The sequence below is a fragment of the Vibrio sp. 10N.237.312.B06 genome (genome assembly GCF_041464685.1).
Classification (GTDB): domain Bacteria; phylum Pseudomonadota; class Gammaproteobacteria; order Enterobacterales; family Vibrionaceae; genus Vibrio; species Vibrio tasmaniensis_A.
This window is the reverse complement of sequence record NZ_JBFSPI010000119.1, coordinates 4527-12453: the sequence shown is the minus strand read 5'-3', so window position 1 is coordinate 12453 and position 7927 is coordinate 4527. Positions and strand designations below refer to the sequence as shown.

The 7927-nt window shown below is 46.8% G+C and carries 7 protein-coding genes; all 7 read left to right on the top strand.

Features of this window, described 5'->3' with window-relative positions:
- Positions 1 to 546 precede the first annotated feature (546 nt).
- The 7 genes from rsxA (at position 547) to nth (ending at position 7847) form a co-directional block, all read left to right on the top strand.
- Entirely contained in the window at positions 547 to 1125 is a 579-nt protein-coding gene (rsxA, locus tag AB6C75_RS21570) for an electron transport complex subunit RsxA (protein ID WP_004734039.1), read from the top strand.
- Between the two features lie 2 nt (positions 1126 to 1127).
- Positions 1128 to 1721 (top strand): electron transport complex subunit RsxB, encoded by a 594-nt coding sequence (rsxB, locus tag AB6C75_RS21565; RefSeq protein WP_004734040.1) that lies wholly within the window; start codon positions 1128 to 1130, stop codon positions 1719 to 1721.
- 7 nt (positions 1722 to 1728) lie between these two features.
- Positions 1729 to 4623 (top strand): electron transport complex subunit RsxC, encoded by a 2895-nt coding sequence (gene rsxC, locus AB6C75_RS21560; protein ID WP_372109187.1) that lies wholly within the window; start codon positions 1729 to 1731, stop codon positions 4621 to 4623.
- The gene (gene rsxD / locus AB6C75_RS21555) at positions 4623 to 5669 is read left to right on the top strand and encodes an electron transport complex subunit RsxD (RefSeq protein WP_372109185.1); all 1047 of its coding nucleotides are present in this window, start codon (positions 4623 to 4625) and stop codon (positions 5667 to 5669) included. The genes rsxC and rsxD overlap by 1 nt, the downstream gene beginning before the upstream one ends.
- A 14-nt stretch (positions 5670 to 5683) precedes the next feature.
- Positions 5684 to 6313 carry an electron transport complex subunit RsxG gene (rsxG, locus tag AB6C75_RS21550; RefSeq protein ID WP_102398537.1) on the top strand — a complete coding sequence of 210 codons (630 nt, stop codon included), beginning with the start codon at positions 5684 to 5686 and terminating at the stop codon, positions 6311 to 6313.
- The gene (locus AB6C75_RS21545) at positions 6313 to 7005 is read left to right on the top strand and encodes an electron transport complex subunit E (RefSeq protein ID WP_017102723.1); all 693 of its coding nucleotides are present in this window, start codon (positions 6313 to 6315) and stop codon (positions 7003 to 7005) included. Before rsxG ends, AB6C75_RS21545 begins: the two co-directional genes overlap by 1 nt.
- 206 nt (positions 7006 to 7211) lie before the next feature.
- A complete protein-coding gene (nth, locus tag AB6C75_RS21540) occupies positions 7212 to 7847 on the top strand; it encodes an endonuclease III (RefSeq protein WP_102281089.1) in 636 nt (211 codons plus the stop codon).
- Positions 7848 to 7927 lie beyond the last annotated feature (80 nt).

Here is a 7927-nt window from a genome sequence, read left to right as displayed (position 1 = left end):
GGATTATCTGCTAACTGCAAGATCGTTCAAGTCTTCTTAAACGATCGGCATTAAATCGAAAGATTGGGCTTTTTTCGTATATAACTGCGACTAACTTGTTCCAAGTTAATGTCACAAACCTAGCCGCCCGCGTTTAAGTCTCGACAAGGGGGCCAAATTTAAAGAAGCCGCATCACTCGATGCGGCTTCTTGTGTTTTAGCGTACTCACTTTCCTAAAAGCCCTCTAAGCAACCGAGCAACAGCCCTGAGTTAGCAACAATCAATTGACTCAAAAGTTCGCTATTTACTTCAACCAATTTCGACCTTTTGGCCGAAGACAAAAGTGAAATCACTGAGTACTCAAATGATCAGACAAAGATCATTGTGATATACCGCTGCACGCTCACACCATCAAAATCTATGTCTATACTTACTGCAGCTTTGGTAATCAATCGATTACCTGATGTTTTTTTCACCAAGTGTCTAAATCCCTAGTGATCCTTGGTTGTTATTAGGTGAGCAAAACAGGATAATATCGGGATCGGAATCTCAAGAATTAATCCATTATGACCGAATACCTTTTGTTGTTGGTTGGCACAGTGCTAGTCAATAACTTTGTGCTAGTGAAGTTTTTAGGGCTATGTCCATTTATGGGCGTCTCCAAGAAGTTGGAGACTGCTATTGGCATGGGCCTCGCGACGACTTTCGTTCTAACGTTAGCGTCGGTATCTGCATACCTAGTAGAAACCTACATCCTTACCCCTCTGGGTATTGAATACCTGCGTACCATGAGCTTTATCTTGGTTATCGCGGTGGTTGTTCAATTTACGGAAATGGTCGTTCACAAAACCAGCCCAACACTATATCGCCTATTGGGGATCTTTCTGCCGCTTATCACCACCAACTGTGCGGTATTAGGCGTGGCACTTCTGAACATCAATGAAAACCACAACTTCATTCAGTCGATCATCTATGGTTTCGGCGCAGCGGTTGGTTTCTCTCTTGTATTGATCCTATTTGCTGCAATGCGTGAACGTATTGCGGTTGCTGATGTTCCAATGCCATTCAAAGGTGCATCGATTGCGATGATCACAGCAGGCCTAATGTCTCTGGCATTCATGGGCTTTACTGGGTTGGTGAAATAAGCATGAGTACCATTTTAATTGCGATCATTGCGCTAGCCGTTTTAGCCGCTGTTTTTGGCGCTATTTTGGGCTTTGCTTCTATCCGTTTTAAAGTTGAAGCTGATCCTATCGTCGATCAAATCGACACCATTTTACCGCAAACCCAATGCGGCCAGTGTGGCTACCCTGGCTGTCGCCCATACGCAGAGGCGATCGCTAACGGAGACAAGATCAACAAATGTCCTCCGGGCGGCCAAGCAACCATAGAGAAGCTAGCAGATTTAATGGGCGTAGAAGTTGAAGACTCCGCTCATGACTTAGATAACAAAGTAAAAACCGTTGCCTTCATTCATGAAGATATGTGTATCGGCTGTACCAAGTGTATTCAAGCCTGCCCTGTTGACGCCATTGTTGGTGGTACCAAGGCACTGCACACAGTAATTAAAGATGAATGTACAGGTTGTGATCTATGTGTCGCACCGTGCCCTACTGACTGTATTGAAATGATTCCAGTGGCAACAACGACTGAAAATTGGAAATGGCAGATGAACATTATTCCTGTTACTGATATCACTAACCAAGCGACTGATGCGACTGCGTCAGAGCCTAAAGCATAGGGTTAGTATGATCTCTTTAATTGAACAAATTCGCACGGGCTCTATTTGGAACTTCCCTGGTGGCGTGCACCCTGCTGAAAACAAGAAACAGTCGAATACTACTGATATCGTCCATGCAAGGCTTCCAGAAGAAATCGTTCTTCCTGTGAAACAGCACATAGGTAAGCCGGGTAACCTATTGGTTGCTGCTGGCGACACTGTGTTAAAAGGTCAGCAACTTACTGCATTAGATACAGGTTTTACGTTACCTGTACACGCACCAACATCGGGTGTGATTACCGCTATCGAACCGCGAACTACCGCTCACCCTTCAGGCTTGAGCGAAATGTGCGTGGTTATTAAACCTGATGGCCTAGACACTTGGAGTGAAAAAAATCCAGTTGAAGATTTTTCGACAAAGACTTCTGACGAACTGCTAGATGTGATTCGCCAAGCTGGTATTTCAGGCATGGGCGGCGCAGGCTTCCCTACGGCTAAGAAGCTTCAATCCGGCTTAGGTCGTACTGACATTTTGATCGTCAATGCTGCGGAATGTGAACCTTACATCACCTCTGATGACAAGTTGCTTCAAGAACATGCCGACGAAGTATTAAAAGGCATCGAAGTCGTTGAACACATTCTTCAACCAAAGCTGACGGTTATCGGCATTGAAGACAATAAACCAGGCGCGATAAAAGCACTTGAGATTGCAGCGAAAGACAAAGATATCGTCATTCGTGTTATCCCAACTAAATACCCTTCTGGTGGTGAGAAACAGCTAATCAAGATCCTCACCAACAAAGAGGTTCCGGCTGGCGGCATTCCTGCAGACATTGGTGTTTTGGTTCAAAACGTCGGCTCGCTTTACTCAATTAAGAGAGCAGTAATCGACGGTGAACCAGTGATTAACCGCGTGGTGACTTTAACCGGTAAAACCTTTAAGCAACCTCGTAACGTTTGGGCGCTATTAGGTACACCAGTACACGAGTTACTAGAGGAATTTGGCTACAAAGCGGATAAAAAACTGCCACGTTTGATTTTGGGCGGCCCGATGATGGGCTTTACCTTGCCGCATGCCAATGTGCCAATCACTAAAACGTCGAACTGTATTTTAGCGCCAACGCGTCGTGAGATCTCACCAAGCACTTACGAGATGGAATGTATTCGTTGCAGCGCGTGTGCTGAAGCTTGTCCTGCGTCTCTACTTCCTCAACAACTACAATGGCATGCGAAAGCCAACGAGTTGGATAAGTGTGAAGAGCTGAATATTAAGGACTGTATTGAATGTGGTGCTTGTGCGTTTGTCTGCCCAAGTGAAATTCCTCTTGTTCAGTACTATCGCCAAGCGAAAGCCGAAATCAAAACAAGAAAAGATGAAGCGACAGCTGCAGAGCGCGCCAAGATTCGTTTCGAAGAGAAAAACGCTCGTATGGAGCGTGACAAAGCAGAACGTGAAAACCGCTTCAAGAAAGCTGCTGACAACCGTCGTAAAGACATGAAATCAGCCAATGGTGATGATGCGATTGCAGCTGCGATTGCTCGCGTTAAAGCGCAAAAAGCCGCGGCAGACCAAGCTCCTAATGCGGAACCAGCGGTGAAACCTGCGGTAGCTGCTGCGATTGCTAAAGCAAAAGCAAAACAAGCGGCGGCTCAGAAAGCGGATGGCGCTGAACCAGACAACTCTGAAATGTCGAAATTGCGTGAAGAACGTAAACGACAAGCTCGAGAGCGCAAGGCACAACAAGCAGCAGCCGAGACTCCAGCAGAAAGCTCTGGCGATGCCAAGAAAGATGCTGTCGCTGCGGCTATTGCTCGCGCTAAAGCGAAGAAAGTTCAACAAGCGGAGTCAGCTTCTGACGCTCCGGCTGAAAGTACTGGCGATGCCAAGAAAGATGCTGTCGCTGCTGCTATAGCTCGCGCTAAAGCGAAGAAAGCCCAGCAAGTGGAATCGGCTTCTGAAGCTCCGATTGAAAAATCAAGCGACGCTAAGAAAGACGCTGTCGCTGCGGCTATTGCTCGCGCTAAAGCCAAGAAAGCTCAACAAGCGGAATCAGCTTCTGACGCTCCGGCAGAAAGCTCTGGCGATGCCAAGAAAGATGCTGTCGCTGCGGCCATTGCTCGCGCTAAAGCCAAGAAAGCACAACAAGCGGAATCAGCTACTCAAACAGAAAGCGAAGCTCCAGCTGAAAGTACCGGCGATGCCAAGAAAAACGCTGTCGCTGCAGCTATAGCTCGCGCTAAAGCCAAGAAGGCTCAACAAGCTGAATCAGCTACTCAAACCGAAAGCGAAGCTCCAGCTGAAAGTACCGGCGATGCCAAGAAAGATGCTGTCGCTGCGGCCATTGCTCGCGCTAAAGCAAAGAAGGCTCTACAAGTGGAATCTTCTACTCAAACAGAAAGCGAAGCTCCAGTTGCAAGTACTGGCGACGCTAAGAAAGATGCTGTTGCTGCAGCTATCGCTCGCGCTAAAGCCAAGAAAGCTCAACAAGCGGAATCTTCTACTCCAACAGAAAGCGAAGCTTCAGCTGAAAGCTCTGGTGATGCCAAAAAAGATGCAGTCGCTGCCGCTATTGCTCGCGCCAAAGCGAAGAAAGCACAGCAAGCTAAGCAGGTCGAAGCAGAAGCAATCGCTCCTGAAATAGAAGTGGAAGCTGAAATCCAATCAGAACCAGTGGATCCTAAAAAAGCTGCTGTTGCCGCTGCAATAGCTCGCGCTAAAGCAAGAAAGGCACAACAAGCGAAACAGGAAGAATCAGCAGAAACACCTGAATCTGTGGTTGAACCTGTAGTTGAATTAAAGGCTGAAACTCAACAAGAACCAGTCGACCCTAAAAAAGCAGCGGTTGCTGCAGCGATTGCTCGTGCTAAAGCAAGAAAGGCGCAGCAAGAGCAAGACAAAAAGAATAATGAGGAGAAAGAGTAGTGGCCTTCTTTATCGCCAGCTCACCGCACTCGCACAATCGTAGAAGCACCCCCGAACTCATGAAATGGGTCGCTATTTGTGCATTGCCAGGTCTACTAGCTCAAACCTACTTCTTTGGATGGGGTACGCTCATCCAGTTAGTATTTGCTATTGCACTTGCTGTTACCTTTGAAGCCGCTGTAATGCTGCTAAGAAAGCGCCCGCCAGTGATGGCGCTACGTGACTACAGTGCTGTTGTCACCGCTTGGCTACTCAGTGTCGCGATTCCTCCACACTCTCCGTGGTGGATTCTAGTGATAGGTATGTTCTTCGCAATTGTCATCGCGAAACACCTATACGGCGGACTTGGGCAAAACCCATTTAACCCAGCGATGGTCGCTTACGTTGTTTTGCTGATCTCGTTCCCAGTTCAGATGACCAGTTGGAATGCTCCCGCGAGCTTAACCGCTGAAGCAACCAGCTTTGTGGACTCATTCTTGATGATCTTTACTGGCTTCAATAATGAAGGATTATCTCTACAACAAGCTCGTTTAGGGATTGATGGCACCACAATGGCGACGCCACTCGATGCCTTCAAAACCGCATTAACGGCAGGCAACACAGCGTCTGAAGCTCTGTCTCAACCTCAATTTAGCTGGTTAGCTGGCGTGGGTTGGGAGTGGGTAAACCTTGCTTACCTTATTGGTGGCTTAGTGCTTATCAAGCAACGCGTGATTCAATGGCATATCCCAGTAGCGTTTCTGGGAAGCTTGACCCTATTTAGCCTAATGTTCTTGATGTTCACTCCTGGCGAGACCGCATCACCGACCATTCATCTATTGTCTGGTGCGACTATGCTCGGCGCATTTTTCATTGCGACCGACCCAGTTTCAGCATCCACGACAGTCAAAGGTCGCTTGGTGTTTGGTGCTCTGATCGGCGGTTTAGTCTTTATCATCCGCAGTTGGGGTGGTTTCCCTGATGGCGTGGCGTTTGCTGTATTGTTAGCCAACATGTGTGTTCCACTGATTGACTACTACACCAAACCTCGTACATACGGCCACTAAAGGGAGCGGATACCATGCTAAATGCAATTAAGAAAAACGGCCTTGTACTCGCGATTTTTGCGTGTGCTTCGACGGGTTTGGTCGCGGTAACTCACTACCTGACCAAAGATCAGATCAAACAACAAGAACAGGCTCAGTTACTGTCTGTTCTTAACCAAGTGATCCCACACGATCTGCACGACAACGAACTGTTTTCATCTTGCACTCTCGTTCAAACAGAAGAACTTGGTACTGAGCAAGCGATGCCGGCTTACATTGCTAAAATCAATGGTGAGCCGAGTGCGATTGCGATCGAAGCGATTGCCCCAGACGGCTACAATGGCGCGATTAAAGTGATTGTTGGAATGAAGATCGACGGTACTATTTTAGGTACTCGCGTGCTTTCTCACCAAGAAACTCCAGGTTTGGGTGATAAGATTGATTTGCGTGTGAGTGATTGGATTCTCTCATTTGCTGGTAAGCAAGTGACGGATTCTAATCTTGACCGTTGGAAGGTTCGTAAAGATGGTGGTGACTTTGACCAGTTCACTGGCGCAACCATTACGCCAAGAGCTGTCGTTAAGTCAGTGAAACAAGCGGTGCAATACGTTAATCAAAACAACCAAGCATTGCTTGCTCAACCTCTAAATTGTGGTGGTGAATAATGAGTGACCATAAAACACTGATCAAAAATGGCATGTGGGCCAATAACCCTGCCCTAGTACAACTCCTTGGCTTATGTCCGCTGTTGGCTGTCTCTTCGACTGTGACTAACGCTCTTGGATTAGGTATCGCTACCTTGCTTGTACTAGTCGGCTCGAACGTGTCTGTATCTTTGGTTCGAAACCATGTGCCAAAAGAAGTGCGTATTCCAGTATTCGTGATGATCATTGCTTCACTAGTAACCTGTGTTCAACTTCTGATGAACGCTTACGCGTATGGCCTTTACCTCTCTTTGGGTATCTTTATCCCGCTGATCGTAACCAACTGTATCATCATTGGCCGAGCGGAAGCTTTCGCGTCTAAAAACGAAGTTTTACCTGCTGCTCAAGATGGTTTCTGGATGGGTCTTGGCATGACATCGGTACTGGTTGTATTGGGTGCGATGCGCGAGGTTATTGGTAACGGAACTCTATTTGATGGCGCAGACCTACTCCTTGGTGATTGGGCTTCGGTGTTACGAATCCAGATATTCCAATTTGATAACAGCTTCTTGTTAGCCCTGCTACCACCCGGTGCCTTCATTGGTGTTGGTTTCTTGATTGCTTTGAAAAACATCATCGACAACCAAGCTAAATCTAGACAGCCAAAACAAGAAAAACCAACTATTGAACGCGCTCGCGTTACCAATGCCTGATAAGTTACAGTAGCTTAAATCCTGCTGAGTAGCTCAACCGCTCAGAAGGTAAATAGATTGACCAAGTACACATAATAATGACGCTCATAAGAGCGCGTAACCGATGATAAAGCCTGAACCATTGCGAAACTTGTTATTTTAAAACGAGTAAGTTTGAAAGAACTTCGCCGGAACTCAAGCCCTAACTATTTGAAAGTAATGTCGCTATGAACAATGTAAAACGAGTAGAAATACTTGAGCGTTTGAGAGAAAACAATCCAAATCCAGAAACCGAGCTTAACTGGAACAGCCCTTTCGAGTTGCTGATCGCCGTGCTCTTATCTGCGCAGGCAACCGATGTCAGCGTCAACAAAGCCACTGATAAGCTGTACCCTGTGGCTAATACTCCACAGGCTATTTTCGACCTAGGTGTCGACGGCCTAAAAGAGTACATCAAGACCATCGGCCTATTTAATTCGAAAGCAGAAAACACCATCAAAACGTGTCGTATGCTGCTTGACCTACATAATGGTGAAGTACCGGAAGATCGTGCTGCGTTAGAAGCCCTTCCAGGTGTAGGCCGCAAAACAGCAAACGTAGTGTTAAATACTGCATTCGGTTGGCCAACCATTGCCGTTGATACTCACATCTATCGTGTATCAAACCGCACTAAGTTAGCAATGGGTAAAACGGTCGATGATGTTGAAGCTAAGCTGCTCAAAGTCATTCCAAAAGAATTCAAACTGGATGTCCACCACTGGCTCATTCTTCATGGACGTTACACCTGTGTGGCGCGTAAACCACGCTGTGGCAGCTGTATCATTGAAGACTTGTGTGAGTTCAAGGAAAAAACCGACGTCTAGGCTAGCTCTAAGCGAATGAAGCTAAGAAGCTAAGAAGCTAAGAAGCTAAGAAGCTAAGAAGCTAAGAAGCTAAGAAGCTA